The 20828-nt window shown below is 68.6% G+C and carries 27 protein-coding genes; 14 read left to right on the top strand and 13 right to left on the bottom strand.

Annotated features, from left to right (window positions below; genetic code table 11):
- Positions 1-19: 19 nt before the first annotated feature.
- The gene (locus tag FHU31_RS05850; protein ID WP_090360198.1) at positions 20-295 is read right to left on the bottom strand and encodes a hypothetical protein; all 276 of its coding nucleotides are present in this window, start codon (positions 293-295) and stop codon (positions 20-22) included.
- A 96-nt stretch (positions 296-391) separates the two neighbouring features.
- Between FHU31_RS05850 and FHU31_RS05845 the strand changes: the two genes are divergently transcribed.
- Entirely contained in the window at positions 392-1294 is a 903-nt protein-coding gene (locus tag FHU31_RS05845; RefSeq protein WP_167156661.1) for a 1,4-dihydroxy-2-naphthoyl-CoA synthase, read from the top strand.
- Positions 1295-1303: 9 nt separating this feature from the next.
- Here FHU31_RS05845 and FHU31_RS05840 read toward each other — a convergent pair whose 3' ends face one another.
- Positions 1304-1798, bottom strand: a complete 495-nt coding sequence (locus FHU31_RS05840) for a pyridoxamine 5'-phosphate oxidase family protein (protein WP_167156659.1) — start codon at positions 1796-1798, stop codon at positions 1304-1306.
- A 59-nt stretch (positions 1799-1857) separates the two neighbouring features.
- Here FHU31_RS05840 and FHU31_RS05835 point away from each other — a divergent pair, with 59 nt between their 5' ends.
- A complete protein-coding gene (locus tag FHU31_RS05835; RefSeq protein WP_167156657.1) occupies positions 1858-2715 on the top strand; it encodes an SDR family oxidoreductase in 858 nt (285 codons plus the stop codon).
- 25 nt (positions 2716-2740) lie between these two features.
- On the opposite strand, the gene FHU31_RS05830 is transcribed toward FHU31_RS05835, so the two are convergent.
- The 5 genes from FHU31_RS05830 to FHU31_RS05810 are packed head-to-tail and all read right to left on the bottom strand — an operon-like array spanning position 2741 to position 7435.
- Positions 2741-3586 (bottom strand): polysaccharide deacetylase family protein, encoded by an 846-nt coding sequence (locus FHU31_RS05830; protein WP_167156655.1) that lies wholly within the window; start codon positions 3584-3586, stop codon positions 2741-2743.
- Positions 3576-4544, bottom strand: coding sequence for an agmatinase (gene speB / locus FHU31_RS05825; RefSeq protein WP_167156653.1), 969 nt, complete (start codon positions 4542-4544; stop codon positions 3576-3578). Before speB ends, FHU31_RS05830 begins: the two co-directional genes overlap by 11 nt.
- Entirely contained in the window at positions 4541-5302 is a 762-nt protein-coding gene (locus FHU31_RS05820; protein WP_167156651.1) for an SDR family NAD(P)-dependent oxidoreductase, read from the bottom strand. The genes speB and FHU31_RS05820 overlap by 4 nt, the downstream gene beginning before the upstream one ends.
- Positions 5299-5997, bottom strand: coding sequence for an SDR family NAD(P)-dependent oxidoreductase (locus tag FHU31_RS05815; protein ID WP_167156649.1), 699 nt, complete (start codon positions 5995-5997; stop codon positions 5299-5301). The genes FHU31_RS05820 and FHU31_RS05815 overlap by 4 nt, the downstream gene beginning before the upstream one ends.
- A complete protein-coding gene (locus tag FHU31_RS05810; protein WP_167156647.1) occupies positions 5990-7435 on the bottom strand; it encodes an APC family permease in 1446 nt (481 codons plus the stop codon). The genes FHU31_RS05815 and FHU31_RS05810 overlap by 8 nt, the downstream gene beginning before the upstream one ends.
- A 165-nt stretch (positions 7436-7600) precedes the next feature.
- Between FHU31_RS05810 and FHU31_RS05805 the strand changes: the two genes are divergently transcribed.
- Genes FHU31_RS05805 through FHU31_RS05780 form a run of 6 tightly spaced genes read left to right on the top strand, consistent with a single transcriptional unit; the run spans position 7601 to position 12171 of the window.
- The gene (locus tag FHU31_RS05805) at positions 7601-8947 is read left to right on the top strand and encodes a PucR family transcriptional regulator (RefSeq protein WP_167156645.1); all 1347 of its coding nucleotides are present in this window, start codon (positions 7601-7603) and stop codon (positions 8945-8947) included.
- Positions 8948-8982: 35 nt separating this feature from the next.
- Positions 8983-9930: an efflux ABC transporter ATPase subunit, DrrA-related gene (locus tag FHU31_RS05800; RefSeq protein ID WP_167156643.1), complete on the top strand. Its 948-nt coding sequence runs from the start codon at positions 8983-8985 to the stop codon at positions 9928-9930.
- A complete protein-coding gene (locus tag FHU31_RS05795) occupies positions 9927-10667 on the top strand; it encodes an ABC transporter permease (RefSeq protein ID WP_167156641.1) in 741 nt (246 codons plus the stop codon). The genes FHU31_RS05800 and FHU31_RS05795 overlap by 4 nt, the downstream gene beginning before the upstream one ends.
- Complete coding sequence (locus FHU31_RS05790; protein WP_167156639.1) at positions 10664-11422, top strand: ABC transporter permease; 759 nt, start codon at positions 10664-10666, stop codon at positions 11420-11422. The genes FHU31_RS05795 and FHU31_RS05790 overlap by 4 nt, the downstream gene beginning before the upstream one ends.
- Before the next feature lie 12 nt (positions 11423-11434).
- Positions 11435-11839 (top strand): VOC family protein, encoded by a 405-nt coding sequence (locus FHU31_RS05785; RefSeq protein WP_167156637.1) that lies wholly within the window; start codon positions 11435-11437, stop codon positions 11837-11839.
- Between the two features lie 11 nt (positions 11840-11850).
- The gene (locus FHU31_RS05780) at positions 11851-12171 is read left to right on the top strand and encodes an EthD family reductase (protein WP_167156635.1); all 321 of its coding nucleotides are present in this window, start codon (positions 11851-11853) and stop codon (positions 12169-12171) included.
- 61 nt (positions 12172-12232) lie between these two features.
- Here the strand turns inward: FHU31_RS05780 and FHU31_RS05775 are convergent, their stop codons facing one another.
- From FHU31_RS05775 to FHU31_RS05765, 3 genes are read right to left on the bottom strand one after another with little or no spacing between them, the layout of a single operon-like run.
- Positions 12233-12541 (bottom strand): DUF3349 domain-containing protein, encoded by a 309-nt coding sequence (locus FHU31_RS05775; protein WP_167156633.1) that lies wholly within the window; start codon positions 12539-12541, stop codon positions 12233-12235.
- A gap of 9 nt (positions 12542-12550) precedes the next feature.
- On the bottom strand, positions 12551-12835 hold the full coding sequence (locus FHU31_RS05770; RefSeq protein ID WP_167156631.1) for a hypothetical protein: 285 nt from the start codon (positions 12833-12835) through the stop codon (positions 12551-12553).
- Positions 12836-12884: 49 nt separating this feature from the next.
- Positions 12885-14135: an inorganic phosphate transporter gene (locus FHU31_RS05765; RefSeq protein WP_167156629.1), complete on the bottom strand. Its 1251-nt coding sequence runs from the start codon at positions 14133-14135 to the stop codon at positions 12885-12887.
- 224 nt (positions 14136-14359) lie between these two features.
- On the opposite strand from FHU31_RS05765, the gene FHU31_RS05760 reads away from it, so the two are divergent.
- From FHU31_RS05760 to FHU31_RS05750, 3 genes are read left to right on the top strand one after another with little or no spacing between them, the layout of a single operon-like run.
- Complete coding sequence (locus FHU31_RS05760) at positions 14360-14662, top strand: DUF3349 domain-containing protein (protein WP_167156627.1); 303 nt, start codon at positions 14360-14362, stop codon at positions 14660-14662.
- A complete protein-coding gene (menE, locus tag FHU31_RS05755; RefSeq protein ID WP_167160683.1) occupies positions 14659-15822 on the top strand; it encodes an o-succinylbenzoate--CoA ligase in 1164 nt (387 codons plus the stop codon). The genes FHU31_RS05760 and menE overlap by 4 nt, the downstream gene beginning before the upstream one ends.
- 7 nt (positions 15823-15829) lie before the next feature.
- Entirely contained in the window at positions 15830-16444 is a 615-nt protein-coding gene (locus tag FHU31_RS05750) for a pyridoxamine 5'-phosphate oxidase family protein (protein WP_167156625.1), read from the top strand.
- Here FHU31_RS05750 and FHU31_RS05745 read toward each other — a convergent pair.
- Positions 16441-17226, bottom strand: a complete 786-nt coding sequence (locus tag FHU31_RS05745; RefSeq protein WP_167156623.1) for a GNAT family N-acetyltransferase — start codon at positions 17224-17226, stop codon at positions 16441-16443. The two genes, FHU31_RS05750 and FHU31_RS05745, sit on opposite strands and share 4 nt — an antisense overlap.
- 68 nt (positions 17227-17294) lie before the next feature.
- The gene (locus FHU31_RS05740) at positions 17295-17834 is read right to left on the bottom strand and encodes a Dps family protein (protein ID WP_090360241.1); all 540 of its coding nucleotides are present in this window, start codon (positions 17832-17834) and stop codon (positions 17295-17297) included.
- Positions 17835-17966: 132 nt separating this feature from the next.
- On the opposite strand from FHU31_RS05740, the gene phoU reads away from it, so the two are divergent.
- The 3 genes from phoU to FHU31_RS05730 all read left to right on the top strand — a co-directional run bounded on the left by phoU (position 17967) and on the right by FHU31_RS05730 (position 19296).
- Positions 17967-18626, top strand: a complete 660-nt coding sequence (gene phoU / locus FHU31_RS05735) for a phosphate signaling complex protein PhoU (RefSeq protein ID WP_167156621.1) — start codon at positions 17967-17969, stop codon at positions 18624-18626.
- A 78-nt stretch (positions 18627-18704) separates the two neighbouring features.
- Entirely contained in the window at positions 18705-18839 is a 135-nt protein-coding gene (locus tag FHU31_RS31820; RefSeq protein WP_263987996.1) for a hypothetical protein, read from the top strand.
- Positions 18840-18882: 43 nt separating this feature from the next.
- Positions 18883-19296, top strand: coding sequence for a nitroreductase/quinone reductase family protein (locus FHU31_RS05730; protein WP_090360247.1), 414 nt, complete (start codon positions 18883-18885; stop codon positions 19294-19296).
- Here the strand turns inward: FHU31_RS05730 and FHU31_RS05725 are convergent.
- Complete coding sequence (locus tag FHU31_RS05725) at positions 19283-20731, bottom strand: alpha/beta hydrolase (protein ID WP_167156619.1); 1449 nt, start codon at positions 20729-20731, stop codon at positions 19283-19285. The genes FHU31_RS05730 and FHU31_RS05725 overlap by 14 nt on opposite strands.
- Between the last annotated feature and the right edge of the window lie 97 nt (positions 20732-20828).

The following is a 20828-nucleotide window of genomic DNA, read 5'->3' as shown; positions in this document are numbered from 1 at the left end:
CGGGTACCCCGTCTAGCCCCTAGAGGTGCGGGGCCTCTTTGATCTTGCTGTCCTGTTTACCGGCGGTCTGGCAGAACGTCTGCACCGAGAGGCGGGTGCCGGTGATCTCCAATTGCGCTGCGTCCTGGCCCTTTTCGTCCTTGAGCATCTTGGCGACCGCATCGGTCTGGGTCTTCTCGTCCGCGTTGAGGAAGTCCTTGCACGATGTGTCACCACCCGTGATCGACGGGGCCGAGCACCCCATGAGCAGCCCTGCTGCTGCGAAAGCCGTCAGCAAACCGGTAGTGAACTTCATCGTCACCCTCCTGTGTCTCGGTGCGTGGGACGCACTGTGGCGGCTCACTGATACCCGACTCCCCACCCGGCCAAACATCCTGAATACAGTCGGGGCATGACCTTTGACCCGGCACTCTGGCAGCCCGTACCCGGTTTCGAGCTGACCGACATCACCTATCACCGGCATGTCCTCGACGGTGTCGCGCAGCCGACGGTGCGGGTGGCCTTCGACCGGCCCGAGGTGCGCAACGCGTTCCGGCCGCACACCGTCGACGAGCTGTACCGGGTACTCGACCATGCCCGGATGTCGCCCGATGTCGGGGTGATCCTGCTGACCGGCAACGGCCCGTCGGCCAAGGACGGCGGCTGGGCGTTCTGCTCCGGCGGCGATCAGCGCATCCGCGGGCGCAGCGGCTACCAGTACGCCGAGGGTGAGACCGCCGAGACGGTGGATCCGGCGCGGGCCGGGCGGTTGCACATCCTGGAGGTGCAGCGGCTCATCCGGTTCATGCCGAAGGTGGTCATCTGCCTGGTCAACGGATGGGCCGCCGGTGGCGGGCACAGCCTGCACGTGACCTGTGATCTGACTTTGGCCAGCCGCGAGCACGCCCGGTTCAAGCAGACCGATGCCGACGTCGGCAGCTTCGACGGCGGGTTCGGCAGCGCCTACCTGGCCCGCCAGACCGGCCAGAAGTTCGCCCGCGAGATCTTCTTCCTGGGCCGCACCTACGACGCGCAGACCATGTACCAGATGGGTGCGGTGAACGAGGTCGTCGATCATGCCGATCTGGAGACCACCGGCCTGCAGTGGGCCGCCGAGATCAACGGCAAATCGCCCCAGGCCATCCGGATGCTGAAGTTCGGTTTCAACCTGATCGACGACGGCCTGGTGGGACAGCAGGTGTTCGCCGGTGAGGCAACACGTTTGGCGTACATGACCGATGAGGCCGTGGAGGGCCGCGACGCCTTCCTGGAGAAGCGCGACCCGGACTGGAGCGGGTTCCCGCGCTACTTCTAGAACCTGACGTCAGAACCGAAACGACGTCTGCCCGTGCGGCGCCTTCGCGAAGGCCAGCACCTTGGCCGGCGCCACCTCGAACACGTACGCGGCGTTCTCGCCCGGGCTGAACGTCTCGTCATCGCAGTCGAAGGTCCAGTCCTCGCCGTACTTGGCGCGGTAGGCCGCCGCCAGCGCGGTCAACCGATCGCGGCCTCGCACCCGCTGCGCGGTGCCCTCGAGCACCGCGTCGAGTCCGGCGTTCCAGGTGTTGGCCCCCGTCGTGACGGCGACGGCCGCGCCGTGGGCGAGGTTGTGTGCCTTCTGCTCGGTCGGTCCGGTGCAGAACACGAACGCCTGCCCCGTCCACAGCCCGACCAGCGGGGTGACGTGCGGGCGGCCGTCGGCGCGCACGGTGCTGAGCCAGTACAACTCGGCGCCGGCCAGCAGGTCGGCCACCGAACCCCAGTCGACGGGTGCGGTGGCCTCACTGAAGCGGGTGTCCAGGGTTGCGGTGATCGCCATGTCATGGTGACCACGCAGGCGGCGCGAACTCATCGCGGCGGCCTTCCTAGACTCGCTGGGTGAGCTTTAACCCGTTGCGCCGACTGTCCGAAGCCGTGCTGCTCACCAGCATGCGCCCGCCGCTGACGGAATACCTCAGCCGCGGGCCCGAGGTCGAGTTGCGCGGTAAGCGCATCCTGATCACCGGTGCCTCCTCCGGTATCGGCGAGGCCTCCGCGCGCAAGCTCGCCGCGTGCGGCGCCAGCGTCATCGTGGTGGCCCGCCGGGCCGACCTGCTGCAGACCCTCACCGAGAGCATCCGCGACGGCGGCGGTATCGCCGAGGCGATCCCGGCGGACCTGTCCGATCTGGATGCCGTCGACGCCCTCACCGCACAGGTGCTCGAAAGCCACGGCGGCATCGACATCCTGATCAACAACGCCGGTCGCTCCATCCGGCGCCCACTGATCGAATCGCTGGAGCGCTGGCATGACCTGGAGCGCACCATGGCGCTGAACTACTACTCGCCGCTGCGGCTGATGCGGGCCCTGGTGCCAGGGATGATCGAACGCGGCGACGGGCACGTCATCAACGTGTCGACGTGGGGTGTGATGAACGAGTCGTCACCGCTGTTCGGCGCGTATCAGGCGTCGAAGGCCGCGCTGACCGCGATCAGCCGGGTCGCCGAGACCGAGTGGTCGGGCAAGGGTGTGCATTCGACGACGCTGTTCTACCCGCTGGTGAAGACACCGATGATCGAACCGACCGAGGCTTTCCGGGGCATGCCAGGCCTGTCGGCCGAGGAGGCCGCGGACTGGATGCTGACGGCGGCACGCACCCGACCGGTGCGTATCGCTCCCCGGATGGCGGTATCGGCCAAGGCGCTCGACAGCATCGCCCCCAGCCTGCTGGACGCGATCATGAAGCGCGGGATCTGAGTCGCAGCGTCCCGCGGGCAAGCGCCTACGGCCTCGTGATGCTGCGGGGCTCCAGCCCCAGCGACCGGACGTGCTCGGCGATGGCGCCCAGGTTCGTCGTCCACACCTGGTCGTGTTCGACGACGTGGCGCATCAGGTCGCCGAGCTCCACCGCACGCGATGCCCGCCCCGACAGGAACGGGTGGTTGGTGAGCACCCAGCACGCGCCGGCGTCACGGAGCGCTTCGAACTCCAGCTGCCACAGTTCTCGCGCCTTGCGCGGGCTCTCGATCAGCCCGCTGCCGGAGATGTCGGGCAGGTAGCAGTACTGCTCCCAGTCGTCGAGCGCCCACTGGATGGGGATCTCCACCAGCGAGCCGTCGCCCACCGCCAGCTCATACGGATGGTCGGCGTCCATCAGGCTGGAGTCGTAGAGGAACCCACGCTCGGCCAGCAGACCCGGCGTGTGCCAGGACAGATCCCACATCGGTGCGCGGTAGCCGACCGGGCGTACACCGGCCACCTCGGCCAGCGCATCCAGACCGCGGTCGAGCGCCTCGTTCTCCTGCTCCAGTGTCAGGGCCGTGGGCTGCTCGTGCAGATAGCCGTGATGGGCGATCTCGTGTCCGGCGGTGACGATGCTGCGCACCGCAGCGGGATACCGGTGCGCGGTGTGGCCCGGCACGAAGAAGGTCGCCGGGATCTGGTGGCGGTCCAGCAGATCGAGGATGCGCGGGATCCCGACGAGCGGGCCGTATGCCTGATGCGAGATCACGCTCATCCGCGCCGCGACGGCCTCGTTCCCCCACAGCACCGCCGACTCGGCGTCCACGTCGAAGGTGAACGCCGCCGCCGCGGACTTACCGGCGGGCCAGACGAGGCTAGAAGTCATCGGCCATCAGGCTAACCAGTTCATAGGCGAGATTGGCCGCGGCGACGGCGGTCACCTCACCGTTGTCGTAGGCGGGGGCGACCTCGACGACATCGGCGCCGACGATCCGCATCCCGCGCATGGCGCGCAGCACGGCGACCAGTTCGCGGCTGGTCATGCCGCCGATCTCCGGTGTCCCGGTGCCGGGGGCGAACGCCGGGTCGAGCACGTCGATATCGATCGACACGTAGACCGGGTGCTCGCCGACCCGGGTCCTGATGCGCTCGATGACACCGTCGATCCCGATCCGGTCGATATCGCGGCAGTGCACGATGGTGAACCCCAGCGATTCGTCGTCGAGCAGATCGGCCCGGTCGTACAGCGACCCCCGGATACCCACATGTGCCGAGTGGTCCTTGACCAGCAGGCCCTGCTCGGCGGCACGGCGAAACGGTGTGCCGTGCGTGCACGGCGCCCCGAAATAGGTGTCCCAGGTGTCCAGGTGGGCGTCGAAATGCACCAGCGCCACCGGCCCGTGCACCTGGTTGACCGCCTGCAGCGCAGGCAGCGCGATGGTGTGGTCACCGCCGAGCAGGACGACGCGCTGCTCCGGGCGCCCCAGCAGGTCGGCCACACCGTCGCGGATCTGATCCACCGCTTCGGTGATGTCGAACGGGTTGGCCGAGATGTCGCCGGCGTCGACCACCTGAGCCTGCGCGAACGGGCTGATGTCGAGTGCGGGGTGGTAGGGCTTGAGCAGCCGGGATGCCTGCCGGATCGCGGCGGGCCCGAATCGAGCGCCCGGCCGGTAGGTGACGCCGCTGTCGAACGGCACGCCCACCACCGCGATGTCGTGGTCGGTCACCTCGTGACGCTGGGGCAGACGCGCGAAAGTCGCCAGCCCCGCGTAGCGCGGGACGACCTGGGCATCGACCTGCCCGACCTTGCCCGCCTGTGACCGTACGTACCGCTGCGTCATACCCTGCTCCTCGTGGATCCCCCGTTGCAGGAGATCACCTGTCCGACAACCGCTTCCATTTCGAAGTCACTCAGCAGCAGGACCGCGGCGGCGATCTCGTCCGCAGTTCCGATGCGGCCCAACGGAATCGACTCCGCGTACCGGGCCGCGACCGTGGCCAAGCCGACTCCGGCCGCGTCGGCGTCGACCTGCAGTTGCGGGGTGTCGATCACCCCGGGTGCCACCGCGTTCACGATGATCCGCTCCGGCGCGAGCTCCCGGCCCAACGTCTTGACCAGCGAGATGAGCCCGGCCTTCGATGCCGCGTAAGCGGTGGCGTCGGGCCAGCCGGTCACGCCCCACTCACTGGTGATCACCACGATGCGGCCCTCCCCCAGCCGGCGCATGTGCGGCAGCACGGCCCGCACCAGATGAAACGTGCCGCCGAGATTGGTGTCGACGACCCGCCACCAGTCGCGCTCGTCGTGCTCCAGCAGCGGCGCCATGGTCATGTAGGCGTGGTTGGCCACCAGCACGTCGAGGCGCCCGGCGTCCGCCGCGACCGCGTCGGCGAGCTGCGCGCACACCCCCGGGTCGGACACATCGCCGGGTACCGCGAGTCCGCCGATCTCGGTGGCCAGTGCGGCCAGGGCGTCGCTGGGGCGAATATCGTTGACCGCCACGGTTGCTCCCGCGGCGGCGAGCCGTCGCGCGTGGGCGGCACCCATACCCTGCGCGGCCCCGGTGACCAGTGCGACGCGGCCGGTCAGCGCGCTCATATGACCGCTCCCGAGTTCACGTTCACCACATCGCCGGTGCTGAAGGTGGCATCGCACACCAGGTATTCGACGCAGCGCGCCACCTCGGCCGGTGCGGTGAGCCGCCGCAGCGGCAGCGTGGCCAGGTATTCCGGTGCGCGCCAGGGTGAATCCGCGGCCAGCAGCGGGGTATCAGTGGGGCCGGGGGCGACGGCGTTGACCCGCACACCACCGCCGGCCACTTCGGCCGCCAGGCTGCGCACCAGTCCGAGGATCGCCCCCTTGGCCGCCGCATAATGCGCATCGTGCTCGCCGCCGCCGACGGCGAGTTCACTGGCCACCGCCACCACCGCTCCCGAGTTCCGTTGCAGCATCCCGGGTAGGCACGCCCGCGTCGCGTGGAACAAGCCGCCGAGGTGGACCCGCAGCATGCGCCGCCACGCCTGCGCGTCGATCTCGGCCACCGGCGCCATCTCGTAGTACCCCGCCGATGTCACCAGCGCGCTGATCGGGCCGAGCCGGCGGCCGATCTCGGCGATCGCACCGGTGACCGCGGGCCCGTCGCAGACATCCACGGCCACCACGTGATCGGCATCGGCGCGGTCGCTGAGGTCCAGGGTGCCGACCAGATATCCGCGGTGCCGCAGCGCGGCGACGACGGCAGCGCCGATCCCGCTGGCACCACCGGTCACGACGGCGACGGGCGCGTCAGGCATCCGCGGTCTCGAGTTCGTCGATCATCTCGGCGCCGACGATGCGGCGGCGCACGCCGAACAGGATCACGCACCCGACGATCAGGACGACCGCCACCCCGATCCACACCGACCAGTCCAGATACCGCTCGTCATACACCGCACGCGGCCAGGAGATGTTGAGCATCTGCAGCACCGCCCAGACCGCGGCGACCACGGCCACCGGAGTGGTGGCCCGCCCCAGGGAGAACGCGCCATCGGTCCACTTCCGCCGGGCCAGCACCACCACGAACCCGATCAGCGGGAACAGGAATGCCAGGTAGAAGCCGCCGGTGGTGAAGTTGACCATCAGCGAATAGATGTCTCCGGCCACGATGCTGAGCAGGAACAGCGCGCCGCCCACGACGGTGGTCACCAGGATGGCCAACACCGGGATCCGCGCGGTGCCACTCAGCCGGGCCAGCGCGGTGGCACCGGGCAGCGCACCGTCGCGGGCGTAGGCCCAGATCACCCGCGACGCGGACGTCTGCAGGGCCAGGAAGCTCGCGATGAAGCCGATGACGAAGAGCACCTCGACCGGCTTGGCGATGCCGCGACCCAGTGCGGTGGTGAGGGTTTCGTACACCGGGTCGGCCACCGAACCGGCGACCACCGCATCGAGGTCGGGAATGGCCAGGATGATCGCCAGGCTGGAGTAGGCCACCACCAGCGCGATGAACGTCAGCGAGAACAGCACGGCCTTGGGCAGATAGCGACGCGGTTCGTGCACCTCCTCGGCGATGGCGCCCGCGCTCTCGAACCCCACGAAGGAGAAGCCGATGAACGCCACCGCGATCAGGAACGGGCCGCTGAGATAGGTCCAGGTGCTGGTGTCCGCGCCACCGCCCTCGAACAGCACCGAGATCGAATTCTGCCGGTGGAACAGCAGTAGCCACGTGCCCAGGCCGATCGAACCGATCACCTCGGCCACGATGCTGGCGGTCATGAACACCTTGAGCGCGCCCCGCCCGATCAGGTTGATGGCGGTCCCGCCGACCAGGATCACCAAGGCGATCACGGCCCGCAGCCCGCCCGACGGTGCGTCGACACCGGCGATGTTGGCCACGAACCCTGCCGCGCCCAGCGCGACGGTGGCCATCGCGATCACCAGCGTCCACATGTAGACCCACCCCGCGAGCCAGCCGTAGGTGGTGCCCAGCAGCCGCCGCGACCACTGGTAGATGGACCCTTCCAGGGGCCAGCGCGACACCAGCATCGCGAACACCAGCGCGACCAGTAACTGTCCGCCGAACACCAACGCGAAACCCCACCAGAAGCTCGGCCCGGCGGCGGCCAGCGCCAAGCCGAAGATGCCGTAGAGCGCCACGATCGGCGAGATGAACGCGAAGGCGAACGCGAACGCCGACCACAACGAGAATTCGCGCCGCAGGACGTGCGACCCGTCGGTATCAGGTGCTGACATGGTGCTGCTCCTCAGGACGTGTTGGACGAACTATCAACCGGCACCCGCATGTGCACCAGCGTTGCAGGCGAAGACGCTGCAACCGCACGACGGACGCGCCGCCGCATTGGTCGATCGCACAACGTTGCCCGGGTATCCGTGTGACGGCGGCGTTACGCTCGGCGGGTGCCGGACCCGACCTCGCGTGACCTGCTGACCTCCGGCCTGGGGCTGGCGGGACCGGAGCCGGCCACCGGCGATCTGGACCGGCCGATCAGCTGGGCGCACACCACCGAGCTGCGCGACCCCTCCCGTTACCTGCGCGGCGGGGAGCTGGTCTGCACGGTGGGCATCAGCCTGCAGAGTCCGCAGGAGTGCCGGGACTTCGTCGCCTCGCTGCGCAGGGCCGACGCCTCGGCGGTGTGCTTCGGCACCGGCGATGTGCACGACGACGTCCCCGAGGCATTGATCGCGGCGTGCCGGCACGACGGGCTCGCGCTGCTCATCGCCCCACCCGAGGTGCCGTTCGCCGCGCTCAGCCGGTTCGTCGCCGACTTCCGGATGGGTGGTGAGATCGCCGCCGCCCGGGCCACCAACAGCCTTGTGCCGGAGCTGCTCTCATCGCAGCGTCGGGGCGAGACGGTGCGTCAGCTGCTGGACCGGGCCGGGCAGGTGCTGGGCGGCTACTTCGTGCTGGAGCCGGAGGGTTCCGGCGGAGCCATCGACGTGGAGGGGGTGGGAACCCTCGTGTGGGTGGGGCGCGACGGCCCACCGGAGCCGGCCCTGCTGGAGGTCATCGCCCGGTTCGCCCAGGCCGCGCAGAGTGATCGCGATATCGAGGCCGCGCTGTCCCGGGAACGTGTCGGTCAGCTGCTCTCCTTGGTGGAGCGCCGGATGCTGCTCCCGGACGCGTTGGGCCAGTTGCTCGACTGGCCCGGTCTGTCGGCACCCGAACTGGCCTGCTCGGCGTGGCCCGCGGGGGCCGGCGCGGTGCTGTCGATGGCCTTCCCCACCGCGCTGGTGGGCGACGCCCCCGACGTGTGCCTGGTGCTGACCGCCGGCGACGCCGAGTTCCGGCGCCTGGCGGCCGAGCTGTCCCTGCCGTCCGGGCACTCGGCGGCTTCCGCGCTGGTCGAGCTGGCCGCGGCCATCACCCAGGCGCGGATCGCCCTCGACATGGCCCGCCAGCACGGTGGCAGCGTCGGGCCCGACCAGCTCAGCACATTCGGCAGCCTGCTCGAGGGGCTCCCGTCGAATCGCTTGGCGCCGTTCAAGAATCAGCTCATCGATCCGCTCGAGGAGATCGACCGCGAGCGCGGCACCCAGCACGTGCGGACACTGCGGACGTTCCTGGCGACCAACGGATCCGTCATCGACACCGCACGCGAGCTGTTCCTGCACACCAACACCGTGCGGCACCGGCTGGGCCGCATCCACGAGCTGACCGGACGTGACCCGATGAGCCTCGGCGATCTCGCCGCGTTCGCCATCGGGATACAGGCCAGCGACCGCGCCCGCCGACGACCGGACTGACAGATTATTAGGTTAGCCATGCCATACTCAACCGCGTGTCCGAGTATGCGATCCAGCTGGAAGACGTCACCAAGCAGTTCGGGGACAAGCAGGCGCTGCGCGGCGTGACGTTCAGCATGCCGGCGGGCACCGTGCTGGGCGTGCTCGGACCCAACGGGGCCGGCAAGACCACCACCATCAACGTGCTGTCCACGTTGATCCGGCCCACCTCCGGCCGGGCGACGGTGGCCGGATTCGACGTCGTGAAACAGGCCGCGGCGGTGCGCAGGAACATCGGCCTGACGGGCCAGTACGCCGCGATCGACGAGATGCTGACCGGCCGGGAGAACCTCATCCTGTTCGGCGAACTCAACGGCCTGTCCCGCACCAGGGCCCACGCCCGCGCCGAGGAGTTGCTGGCCGCGTTCAGCCTCACCGACGCCGCGGGCCGCCGGGTGTCCACCTATTCCGGCGGCATGCGCAGGCGTGCCGATATCGCATGCGGCCTGGTCGCCGTGCCCGCCGTGGTGTTCCTCGACGAACCGACCACCGGCCTGGACCCGCGCAGCCGGCGCGAGGTGTGGGATCTGGTCGGTGCCCTGACCGGTCAGGGCACCAGCGTGCTGCTGACCACCCAGTACCTGGACGAGGCCGACGCCCTGTCGGATTCGATCGTCGTCATCGATCACGGCCGGGTGATCGCCGAGGGCACCGCCGACGAACTCAAGCACCGGGTGGGCGCCACCGTCTGCCAGGTCACCCCGGTGCATCCCGTCGACGGCCCCCGGATCGCGGCCGCCCTGGCCGATATCGCCGGCGCCCCAGCCGATCTCAGAGCCGATCCCGACACCGGGACACTGTCGTTGCCGGCGCCGCACGGTCTGTCCACCCTGTCGGAGGTGTTCCGCCGTATCGAGACCCTCGATATCGCGATCTCCGATATCGCCCTGCGCAAACCGTCACTGGATGAGGTGTTCTTCGCACTGACCGGGGCGCCGGCATGACCGCACTGGGCACCCTGGCCCGCCGCTCGGTACTGGGCACCCTGCGCGACGGCGACCTGCTCTTCGCGATCGGCGGGCCCGTCGCGTTCTTCGTGTGCTTCACCCTCACCCTGCGCAAGGTGATCGATACCGGCGAGATGAGCTACCCGCAGTACATCGTCGCGGTCATCGTGGTGCAGGCGATGATCTTCACCGCGATGACGACCGCCGACCGCGCCGCCCGGGATCACCTGAGCGGCATGGGAATCCGGATGCGGTCCCTCCCGATCACCGCACTGGCACCCGTGGCCGCCCGGATGCTGGCCGCGCTGGTGCGCGCGGCGGCGGCATTGGCCGCGGCACTGGCCGTGGGTTACGGATTCGGGTTCCGGTTCCACGGCACCGTCGCCGACCTGCTCGCCTTCGTGGGTATCGCACTGCTGTTGTCGCTGGCCCTGTCGCTCGGCGCGGACGCGATGGGCTCGGCGGCCAACAGCACCGAGGCCGCCGGGCAGATCCTGCTGATCCCGCAACTACTGCTGGTCATGCTGTCCACGGGAATCGCTCCGGCCCAGTCGTTTCCGTCCTGGCTGGGCCCCTTCGTGCGCAATCAGCCGGTATCGGTCATCGCCGAGACGCTGCGCGCCCTGGCGATGGGCCACTATGTGCGCGTCGGGGCCAGTATGGCCTGGTGTCTGGGGCTGTTGGTGGTGTTCGGCGCGATCGCCCTCCGGATGCAACGAAGGGCACCGGCATGATTCGGCAATCTCGGCTGCACGCCCGGCGGCTGCTGCTGGGCTGGCGGCGCGCCCCGGTCGTATTGATCCAATCCCTGCTCTTCCCCACCTTCCTGCTCATCGTGTACTCCCTGGTGGTCGGCAGATCGGTGCTGCACCTGACCGGGTCCAGCAGCCTGTACGGCCTGGTGCCGATGTGCGCGGTGGCCGGGGCATTGTTCGGCGCCATGGGCACCGGTGCGGCCATCCCCGACGAACGCGAGGCCGGCCTGCTCAGCCGGCTGTGGGCCCTGCCCGTCCATCGCGCCAGCGCGCTGGCCGGCCGACTGCTCGCCGAGAGCGCCCGCGCCTTGATCGGCGCGGTGGTCATCACCGTCGTGGGTGTGGCGATGGGACTGCGGTTCGTGGCGGGCTGGCCGGGCGTGCTCGGATTCATCCTGGTCCCGGTGCTGATGGTGGTCGGGTTCTCGACCGTCGTCGTGGCGGTGGCGGTGCAGGCCGGCGGCAAGAACATCATCACCGGGCTGTCGACGGTGTGCTTCCTGTTGTTGTTCTTCAATTCCGGCATGGTGCCCGTCGAGGTGTTCCCCGGCTGGGTGCAGCCGATCGTGCGGGCCCAGCCGATGTCACCGGCCATCGAGGCCATGCGGGGACTGGCGGCCGGCGGCCCGATCCTGTGGCCGGTACTGCAGTCGGCGGCCTGGGCCGCCGGGCTCCTCGCGGTGTTCGGTCCGATCGCGGTGCGCGGCTACCGGCTGGCCGCCGAAAATCCGTGATAGACACGGAAGATGGAAATCCTGGCCAGCCGGATGCTCATCAGGCCGGCGGACTATCCGAAATCCGTCGCGTTCTACCGGGATCTGATCGGCCTGGCCGTCGCCCGCGAGTACGGGGCGGGCACGGTGTTCTACGCGGGCCAGTCGCTGATCGAACTGGCCGGCCACGGTGAGCCGTCGGCCGCTGGGACACAGGTGGGGCGAGCGGAGCGACGGGGTATGACGCTGTGGCTGCAGGTCCGCGATGTCCGTGCCGCACAAGCGGAACTGGCGGGCCGCGGGGTGCACATCGCCAGGACCGCCCGAGAAGAGCCCTGGGGTCTGCACGAAATGCACGTCACCGACCCGGACGGCATACTTCTGATCTTCGTCGAGGTGCCCGCCACCCATCCCCTGCGCCGCGACGTCCGCAACTGAAAGGTACTCCCATGGCCGAGACCAAGATCACCGTCATCTACGACAACCCGACCGATCCCGCTGCATTCGAGAGTGCTTATCCCGCAGAGCAATTGGAGGCGGCCCGGCGCATACCGGGCTATCTGAGGTTCGAGGCGTCCAAGGTCTGGCCCAAGGAGGACGGCAGCCCGACGCCCGCCTACCGGTCCCTCGACCTCTACTACGCCGACTACGACGCGGCCAGCGCCGCCGTCACCACACCGGAAGCCGGGGAGTTCTTCGCCGCGATGGCCCGCCTGTCCACCGGCGGCGTACGCGTGCTGTTCTCCGAGATCGAGATACCGCAGCAATGAGCCACTGACCAACCAAAACACCCCCGGCCCAATCGGACCGGGGGTGTTTTGGTGAACGAGCTCAGCGTGCCGACGTCGCCAACGGCCAGCCGACCGAGGCCAGCCGCGAGGCGACCTGATGGATCTCCTCGGGGTTGGGCTCCTTCTCGATGACCTGCGCGATGGCGGCGTGGATGTCCGCATCGGTCACCGGGTCGTCGCCGTCGCTGGTGCGCAGGATCGACTGCGCAGCCTTGACGACCTCATCCTCGGTGAGCGAACGCTTCAGCAGGGCCAGCAGCGGGAAATAGTCCTTGGGCGGGACGCCCTCGGGGTAGCCCTCGTGCAGCCAGCCGAGCACGTTGTCGATGACATTGCTGTTCTCAGTCATGTCGTCAGCTCACTTGCCCGGGATGAACGGGACCGGGTTGAAACCGAAGTGGTGGATGATCGTGGCCTTGGTGATCCACAGGATCGCGATCAGGATCACCGCGGAGACCAATGCGAACAGCAGCAGACCGAAGGCCTTGATCGCCGGGTTGGGCGCCTGCACAGTGCCGTCGTTGTTGGTGCCACCGGATCCGCTGGAGAAGGCCACCAGTCCGGTGGCGAACAGAGCGGGCAGCCCGGCGCCGAGGACAAGTCCCACGACGAGCACCTTGAAGATGGATTCCACGTAAGTCATTGCGTCACATTTCCTATCTCAGCGGATTCGAGGGCTCGGAGACACGCGCTCAGACGGCGGCTTTGTCGGAGCTGCCGGACGTGCTGGTGTCGCGGACCTCTACGGGCACCACCGAGTTGGTGGACTCGTCCCAGTCAGCGTTGACGTTGTTGTGGTCGACCTTCTGCTGCTGGGCGCGCCAGTACAGGTAGCCCGACAGTGCGACCAGGATGACGAAGATGACACCGTCGCCGACCAGCTGCGAACCGGTGGCGGACTTCAGGCCGTAGGACAGCCAGTAGGACAGGGCGCCCACCAGAGCGGCGGCGGGCAGCGTGATCAGCCAGGCCATGGCCATCCGGCCCGCCACGGCCCAGCGCACCTCGGCGCCCGGCTTGCCGACACCGCTACCGAGGATCGAGCCGGTGGCGACGTGGGTGGTGGACAGCGCCATACCGGCGGCCGAGGAGCTCAGGATGATGGCGGCCGACGACGCCTCGGCGGCCAGGCCCTGCGGGGACTCGATCTCGACGAGGCCCTTGCCCAGCGTGCGGATGACCCGCCAGCCGCCGATGTAGGTACCCAGTCCGATGGCCAGGGCGCAGGAGGCGATGATCCAGAACGGCAGGCCGTCCTTCTTCACGTCGCCGGTCAGGTGGCCGGTGGTGATGAGCGCCAGCGCGATGACACCCATCGTCTTCTGCGCGTCGTTGGTGCCGTGTGACAGCGCCACCAGCGAGGCGGTCGCGATCTGGCCCCAGCGGAAGCCGTCCTCGCGGCGCTTCTTCTGGACGTTGCGGGTGATCCGGTAGACCAGCCAGGTGCCGACCGCGGCGACCAGGCCGGCGATGAACGGGGCGGCGAGCGCGGGGATGATCACCTTCTGGAACACACCGGGCCAGTTGACACCCGCGAGGCCGAGCGCGGCCAGGCCGGCACCGATCAGTCCGCCGAAGAGCGCGTGCGACGAGCTGGACGGGATACCGAAGAGCCAGGTGAGCAGGTTCCACAGGATGCCGCCGATGAGGCCGGCGAAGATGATGGTCAAGCCCATCGAAGCATCGATGCCCGAGAGCAGGTGTCCGGTCTTACCGTCCTGCACCTTGAGTACCGAGGTGGTGACGGTGACGGCCACCTCGACCGAGAGGAAGGCACCGACCAGGTTCAGGAAGCCGGCCAGGATCACCGCCGTCTTGGGCTTCAGCGCGCCCGTGGCGATCGACGTCGCCATCGCATTTCCGGTGTCGTGAAATCCGTTGGTGAAGTCGAATGCCAGTGCTGTGCCTATCAGCAGCACCAGGATGATCATCTCTGCGCTCATGGCGCTAATTCTGGGGTAATCACATCCGGTTTGACCAGCGGGTAGGGCGGCTATGAATATGGCCTGACCAGGTGATTCTCAACTGCCCGACAGGAGTTCACCCAGTGTTCATCTTTGTGCCCCGGGGCGTTCGCCCGGGGGCGGACATGGCTGCTCGTTTGTCAGCAGCGACCCGTGAGCACGGGCACTACCATCGAGGCGAATTGTAGGGAGGAGGACGAGCGGTGAACGCGTTTCTCGCAAAGATCGTGGCGTGGCTCAATGCCGGCTACCCGGACGGAATTCCGGGGCCCGACCGCGTGCCTCTGATGGCATTGCTCACCCGCCGGCTCAGCAATGACGAGGTGAAGGCCGTCGCCCAGGACCTGATGGATCGGGGCGAATTCGACCATATCGACATCGGCGTGCTGATCACTCAGGTCACCGATGAGCTACCTCGCGACGAAGACGTGGAGCGGGTCCGGGCCCGGCTGGCCGCCAAGGGCTGGCCCCTCGATGATCCGCGCGATGGCGAGGAGACCCCATAGCCGTCCTGCGCCCGCTGCCCGTCGGACCCGGCGTGTCGGCACTGTCCGCGCTGCCGGCCATCGAGGACCTGCTCGGTGGCCATCCCGGTGACGGTCACCCGGCCCTGCTTCCGGTGCCCACCGACGATCCCCGCCAGACCGAGCTGCTCATCGGCGCGCTCCGGGCCGATGAACCCATCGACGATCACATCGCGGTGGTGGTGCCGACCTCGGGTACCACCGGGACGCCGAAGGGCGCCATGCTTTCGGTGGCCGCGCTGACCGCCAGTGCGGTGGCCACCCACCAGCGGCTCGGCGGTCCGGGCCGCTGGCTGCTGGCACTGCCCGCACACCACATCGCCGGACTGCAGGTGTTGGTGCGCAGCGCACTGGCCGGCACCACACCCGTCGCGCTCCCGGCGAGTTTCGCCGCCACCGAACTCGTCTCGGCGGTGGCGGCCATGGGACCGGGGCGACGCTATGTCTCCCTGGTGGCCGCCCAGCTGACCAAGGCTCTCGACGATCCGGACGCCGCGGCGGCGCTGGCCGACCTGGATGCCGTCCTGATCGGCGGCGGTCCGATGCCCGTGGGGGTCGGTGAACGGGCCGCCGAGGCCGGGGTACCGGTGGTGCGCACCTACGGGATGAGCGAGACCGCAGGCGGCTGCGTGTACGACGGGCGGGCGCTGCCCGGCGTCACGGTGCGCATCGATGACGGGCGCGTGGTCCTCGGCGGGGCGATGGTGGCCGACGGCTACCGCAACCCGGCCACACCCGACCCGTTCGCGGAGCCGGGCTGGTTCCGCACCGACGACCTCGGCGCAGTCGACGAGTCGGGTGTGCTGTCGATCCTCGGCCGGGTCGACGACGCGATCAGCACCGGCGGGCTGACGGTGCTGCCGCAGTTGGTGGAGAACGCGCTGGCGAGCCATCCCGCGGTGGCCGAGTGTGCCGTGTTCGCGGTTCCCGACGAACGGCTGGGACAGCGGGTGGTCGCCGCCATCGTGCCGGCGCCCGGTGCCGCGGCGCCCGCCGTGGCGGACGTGCGCGCCCATGTCGAGAAGACGCTGGACGGCACCGCCGCCCCGCGGGAGATCCACATCGTCGACGCCCTGCCTCGCCGCGGTATCGGGAAGCTGGACCGAAAAGCGCTTTCCCAACGGTTCGGTGGCGACGGATGATGGACGCATGCGAACCGAAGTCACGACTGTCGAAGAGCTCCGGGCCATCGTCGGACAACCCACCGCCGCCGTCGCCAACAAGGTGACCGATCGGCTGTCCGATATCCATCGGGACTGGATCTCGCACTCGCCGTTGTGTTTCGTCGCCACCTCCGACGCCGACGGCCGGGTCGACGTCTCACCCAAGGGTGATCCGCCCGGATTCGTGCACGTGCTCGACCCGCACACCATCGCCATCCCGGAACGCCCCGGCAACAAGCGTGTCGACGGTTACCTCAACGTGCTGGCACGCCCGCAGGTCGGCACGTTGTTCGTCATCCCCGGCCGCGGGGACACCGTGCGCATCAACGGTCGCGCCCGGATCCTCTCCGACGCACCCTGTTTCGATGACATGGCGATCGCCGGCAAGCGGCCGATCCTGGCTCTGGAGATCACCGTGGAGGAAGTGTTCTTCCACTGCGCGAAGGCTTTTCTCCGTTCAGACACCTGGAAACCCGAGACCTGGAATCCGGAGGCGATGCCGAGCACGGCCCAGCTGGCCAGATCTTTCAAGCCCGACGAAAGCCTGGAACAGCTGCAGAAGTACTACAGCGAAGCGCACCTGCGCACGCTTCTCTACTAGCGCACCAGGATCGCCCGGGTGTAGAGCAGCGCAAAGCCGTTGCGCTGCACATTCTGCTGACTCTTCGAACCGGGCGATGTGGTGACGACGGCGATATCGGCACCGGCCGCGTACGCGTCGGACAGGCGGGCCGCCAGCAGTGCGCTCTGCACACCTCGGCGGCGGAAGGCGGGCGCGGTGGCCGCCCCGGTGAGCTGTGCGACGCCGCCGGTGAGACGCATGCTGGCTCCGCCCGCGATCGTGCCGCCGCACCGAGCCAGATAGGTTACCGCCCCGGCCGCGACCATATCCCTGATGGCACAGGCGATCACGTCCCGAGCGAAGTCCTCGTGACTCGGCACACCTTCGGTATCGGGCTGGGCGAATCCGTCGACCACCACCTCGACCCAGGCGGAAAGCTCATCGGCACCGGCGATCTGGATATCGACGCCCGCAGCCGCGGGTTGCACCGCGGGCCGGGCGCCGAGCACGTTCTCAAAGGACACCAACCGGTAACCGCGGCCGGTCAGCAGCGCGCCGATCTGCGGGTCGGCCAGGTTGGACAACTCGACCTGAACCGGCGCACCCAGACGGGCGTACTCCTGCTCGATCTCGTCGAGCTCGGGGTCGCCGGGCACACCGGCGAAGCCCAGTCCGACGACCTTCGTCAACGGCGAGTCCGGCCCGGCGAAACATGCGGCACCGCCGGCCAGCGGCCGGGCTCGGGTGGCGCCGGCGCTGATCAACGCCGTCTCGGCGGCCTCGATACGGGCGGCCAATTCGGTACCGGCGAACAATTCCATGGCGGTCACTCTGGCCGAGCCGCGCGGGCGGTGACAACCGATTTCTCACCGCACGGTATCCGGCGTCATCACCTCGCGGCTTTGGCTGCGCCCTTCTCCGTGGTCTTGCCCTTGTTGGCGAGCTTTCCGCCGGCACTCTCCAGATGCGCACGGACGAACCACTGGAACTTCTCCAGCGCTCCGGCCTGGCCGATCAGCAGGTCCTGGGACACCAGGTCGAGGTCGTCCAACGTCTCGATGGCCTTGCGAATGTCGCTGATCACGCCGTCGTACACCAGATCCAGTGCCGCCAGGTGCGCCTGCACGGTGTCGCGGCCCACCGAGTAGTCGTCCCACACGCGATCCTTGAGGATGGCGCCGGGCGTGCCCTGCGGCGAGGATCCAAGGGCGGCAATGCGCTCGGCAACGTCATCGGCGAAGCCGCGCACCAGCTCAACCTGCGGGTCGATCATCTCGTGCACGCCAATGAAGTTCGGGCCCACCACATTCCAGTGCACATGCTTGAGGGTGAGGTGCAGGTCGTTGTAGGTGCTGAGCTGCTTCTGCAGCAGATCGGCGATCTTGCGGCCATCCTTGTCGGACAGACCGGGAATGGTGAATTCAGTCATCAATTCGCTCCTTTACGCGGGTGACTACCGGCTGCGAGTACCCCAGGCCGCGCCGCACCAATCACCTCCACCCCTCGGCCGACGAACCGGGCGAGGAGTTTGGTATCGCCCGGGCAACGGGTATCCCCGGATATGCGCACGGACTGTCACGCCGAGATCGACCGCTTGACAGCGGCACTGGGCGAGATGTGCGCGGTCGCGGCTCACACCATGGAGTGCGCGACGAACGCGTTGGTCCGAGCGGACCGGCAGACGGCCCAGCGCTGTCGCGCCGAAGCCGCTCGCCTCGGCCAGCTGCACCACCGGGTGGATGAGCAGGCCTTCGCGATCCTGGCCCTCCACGCTCCGGTGGCACATGACCTTCGGGTGGTCATGTCGGCGTTTCCGATCTCCGCCGACGCCCACCGGATGGGCGGGCTCTCCGTGAACATCGCCAAGGTGAATCGCAGCCGCGAGGCGGTGCCCACACCGCCCATCGCGCTGACGGTCTTCGCCGAGATGGGTCGCCATGCCGTGGCACTGGCCCACAGCGCGCAATCCGCGGTACTGGCCAACGATCTCACGACCGCACAACGGATCACCGACGGCGACGAAGCGATGAACCAGCTGCACCGCCTGCTGTTCGGCATGGTGCTCGGCGACCGTTGGGAGCATGGGCCGAGGGCGGCGGCGAACGTCATGCTGCTCGGCCGGTTCTACGAACGGTTCGCCGATCACGCGGTCGGCATCGCCCGCCGGGTGGTCTTTCAGGCTTCCGGGCGGCTCCCCCACATCAGCATGTCCCCGATCTGAGAAAGGGAACCCTCACATGCCACCTCTGCGCCGCCTCACCGTCGTGAGCACCTCGCCGCACTGCCCGAAGGAGTGACCATGCCCCGCGGAAAAGGTATCTACCAGGACGACCCGGCAGAGCAGCCGACACCGAAGACGACCGAGGACGGCGACCTGAAGAAGGACACCCCGGACGTCGATACCGACACACCCACTCAGGAACCGCCCGACTGAGCTCTCTTGTTTTTGGGAGATCGTTCTATTATCGTCGTTAACCATGAGTGACGGGTTGCGCAAGTTCAGATTCGAACGTCAACTCGGCCGCCTGGTGATGAACCCGGTGGTCGCGGCTTTGGAGAAGGTGGGCGTGCGCTCACGCCTGATCGTCGAGCTGGAAACCACCGGGGCCAAATCGGGCCTGCCGCGCCGTGTCCCACTCGCCGGCCGTGCCGACGAGGACGGCGTCTGGGTGATCTCGCAGCACGGCCGCCGCGCAGGCTGGGCGCACAACATCGCCGCGCATCCCGAGGTTCGGGTCCGCGTGAATGATCAGTGGCGAAGCGGCACAGCCACCTTCGAACCCGAAGACGACGTCCGGACCAGAGCCCGCACCTTCGGCGGCTCGGCGACGGCGCTGACGATGCGCGCCATGGAGAGCGACCCCATCTCGGTCCGTATCACCTACCGGTAGCCGGCTCCGCCACGCTGATCGGCGCCGCGGCGGCCGCGGTGGGGAAACCGACCCGAGGAACACCCGGGGTACCCAGTTTTCCCGCCAGCCACGGCAGCGACGCCGTGAAGGCGGCCTTCGCAAACGGCCAGTCGTGCTTACCGGGCGCGGAGATCACCGCGCAGTCCATGCCTTTCGCCGCACCGAGGCGACACAGGGTCTGGGCAGCCGCCGTCTGATCCCCCGGGTTGCCACCCGCATCGCGACCACCCAGCCCCACGGCGTCACTGGCCGCGGCCTGATTGCCCGTGTGCGGGGTCGGGGCATCACTGGAGATCTGGAACCAGCCCGACACCCCCTGGTAGCCGGCCCGCGCAGTCATGACCGTGCTGGGATCGAACTGGGCCCACGCGGCCTCGCTGCCACCGAACAGGCGCGCGACGGTCTGCTCCTTGGTACCGGCGGTGGGGCCGAGGTCACCGGCGATATCGACGAACGCGCTGAACAGCTCGGGATGCATCACGGTCAGGTCCACCGCGCAGGTGCCACCCATCGACCAGCCGACGATACCCCAGTTGGCCGCGGCCGGACTGACCCCGAATGTGGAGTTCATGTACGGCACAACATCTTTGGTGAGATGGTCGGCGACATCTCCGCGCGGCCCGTTGACGCATTCGGTGTCGTTGTTGAATGATCCGCCGCTGTCGATGAAGACGAACACCGGGGCGTTGCCGCCATGCGCGGCCGCGAAGCCGTCCATGGTGGCGGCGGCATCGCCGGTGCGCAACCAGTCGGCAGGGGTGTTGAACTCGCCCCCGATCATCATCACCGTCGGCAACCTGGCGTCACCGGCGAACCACGCCGGCGGCAGATACACCAGTTCTTCGCGGTGTGTGAATCCCGAGGCATCGGCCGGGATGGTCACCGGCACCACCGCGCCGTGCGCGGGCACGGTGTGGCTCGCCTTCTGCGCCTGCACGGTGGCCAGATCGGTTTCGTCGGGCAGCGGCCCGGCGGTCAGCTGGTTCCACGCGGTCTGCACCGTCGGGAAGTAGCCGACCCAGAAGTTGACCGCCAGCGCGGTGCTGAGCAGGCAGGCGCCCACCGCGAGGACGGACACCCCGCGCCGCCACCATGCGGCCGAGGCGAAACCGAACACGGCGACACCGATGGCCAGCCCGCTGAGCCCGATCCACACCCACAACTCATCCGGGGCCGGGTCGTCGGCCATTCCCTGCGAGTCGATGAACCAGTTCGCCCACGCCGCCGCGGCGACCCCGATCATGACGGCCAGAGGTAGCCACAGCAGCCGCCAGCGCCGGGTGCGCCAGCCGACCGCGGCGAGCAGGATCGCGGCGGTCACCAGCTGGATCACGATCGGCAGCCAGCCCCGCAACAGCGAAAGACCGTGGTGATACGGATCCGCCGCGGCGGCATCGGCGAGCAGCGTCGTCACATGCTCATCATGGCGCCGTAATCTTTATGCCCGCTGTGAGACAAGGACATTCACGCACAGCGGACACATATCCGCCCAGCTCGGGAGCTCAACGCCG

The organism is Mycolicibacterium fluoranthenivorans (assembly GCF_011758805.1).
Taxonomy (GTDB): domain Bacteria; phylum Actinomycetota; class Actinomycetes; order Mycobacteriales; family Mycobacteriaceae; genus Mycobacterium; species Mycobacterium fluoranthenivorans.
Note: the sequence above shows the minus strand (reverse complement) of the source record. Positions and strands in the feature narration are given on the sequence as shown.